This window comes from Pseudarthrobacter sp. 902506025 (assembly GCF_040702325.1).
Taxonomy (GTDB): Bacteria; Actinomycetota; Actinomycetes; order Actinomycetales; family Micrococcaceae; genus Arthrobacter.
Map to the genome: position 1 here is coordinate 1,383 of NZ_JBFBKW010000025.1, position 1,750 is coordinate 3,132.

Sequence of the window (1,750 nt, forward strand, 5' to 3'; positions counted from 1 at the left end):
ATATGAGTGGCGGATTTGCCTACCACTCGCCCTACATCCTTAGACCGGGACAACCATCGCCCGGCTCGGCTACCTTCCTGCGTCACACCTGTTAATACGCTTGCCTCCCAGGATCAGGTCCCGCGCTCCACCAAAACCCTTCACCCACAAGGGGTGTCGGGCAGGTCTCGGGCGGTTAGTATCCCCTGTTCAACATGGACGGTTTTTCGCCGGTACGGGAATATCAACCCGTTGTCCATCGACTACGCCTGTCGGCCTCGCCTTAGGTCCCGACTTACCCAGGGCAGATTAGCTTGACCCTGGAACCCTTGATCATTCGGCGGACGGGTTTCTCACCCGTCTTTCGCTACTCATGCCTGCATTCTCACTCGTGTAGGCTCCACCGCTGGTTTCCACCGCGACTTCACTGCCCACACGACGCTCCCCTACCCATCCAGACGCCTGAACCACAAGGGCTTAGCTAAATATCTGAATGCCACAACTTCGGCGGTGTACTTGAGCCCCGCTACATTGTCGGCGCGGAATCACTTGACCAGTGAGCTATTACGCACTCTTTTAAGGGTGGCTGCTTCTAAGCCAACCTCCTGGTTGTCTGGGCAACTCCACATCCTTTCCCACTTAGCACACGCTTAGGGGCCTTAGTTGGTGGTCTGGGCTGTTTCCCTCTCGACTATGAAGCTTATCCCCCACAGTCTCACTGCTGCGCTCTCACTTACCGGCATTCGGAGTTTGGCTGACGTCAGTAACCTTGTAGGGCCCATTAGCCATCCAGTAGCTCTACCTCCAGCAAGAAACACGCAACGCTGCACCTAAATGCATTTCGGGGAGAACCAGCTATCACGAAGTTTGATTGGCCTTTCACCCCTACCCACAGCTCATCCCCTCCATTTTCAACTGAAGTGGGTTCGGTCCTCCACGACGTCTTACCGTCGCTTCAACCTGGCCATGGGTAGATCACTTCGCTTCGGGTCTAGATCACGCCACTCACACGCCCTATTCAGACTCGCTTTCGCTACGGCTGCCCCACACGGGTTAACCTCGCGACGTAACACTAACTCGCAGGCTCATTCTTCAAAAGGCACGCCGTCACCAGAATCAGACTGGCTCCGACGGATTGTAAGCACACGGTTTCAGGTACTGTTTCACTCCCCTCCCGGGGTACTTTTCACCTTTCCCTCACGGTACTGGTCCGCTATCGGTCATTAGGGAGTATTTAGGCTTATCAGGTGGTCCTGACAGATTCGCACGGGATTTCTCGGGCCCCGTACTACTTGGGATACTCTCACAGGCGGTACAAACACATTACGGTTACGGGACTAACACCCTCTCTGGCCGGCCTTTCAAAACCGTTCACCTATGCGCGCACATCACACCCCACCAGCCCGGCAGAACTGGTATGGAAAGTCCCACAACCCCGACCATGCAACGCCCGCCGGCTATCACACATGGAACGGTTTAGCCTGATCCGCGTTCGCTCGCCACTACTAACGGAATCACTATTGTTTTCTCTTCCTGCGGGTACTGAGATGTTTCACTTCCCCGCGTTCCCCCCACGCACCCTATGTGTTCAGGTACGGGTCACCAAGTCACTCGCGCGCTTGGCGGGGTTTCCCCATTCGGACACCCTGGGATCACAGTCCGGTTATCGACTCCCCCAGGCTTATCGCAGATTCCTACGTCCTTCTTCGGCTCCTAATGCCAAGGCATCCACCGTGTGCTCTTAAAAACTTGACCACAAAGATCAAAAACA

General features: G+C 55.4%; 1 rRNA gene (running past one end of the window). It reads right to left on the reverse strand.

The window, feature by feature from the left end:
- Nucleotides 1-1,734: ribosomal RNA gene (locus tag AB0280_RS21490) — 23S ribosomal RNA — on the reverse strand; its annotated part reaches 1,382 nt to the left of the window's first position; the annotation flags it as partial.
- Nucleotides 1,735-1,750 lie beyond the last annotated feature (16 nt).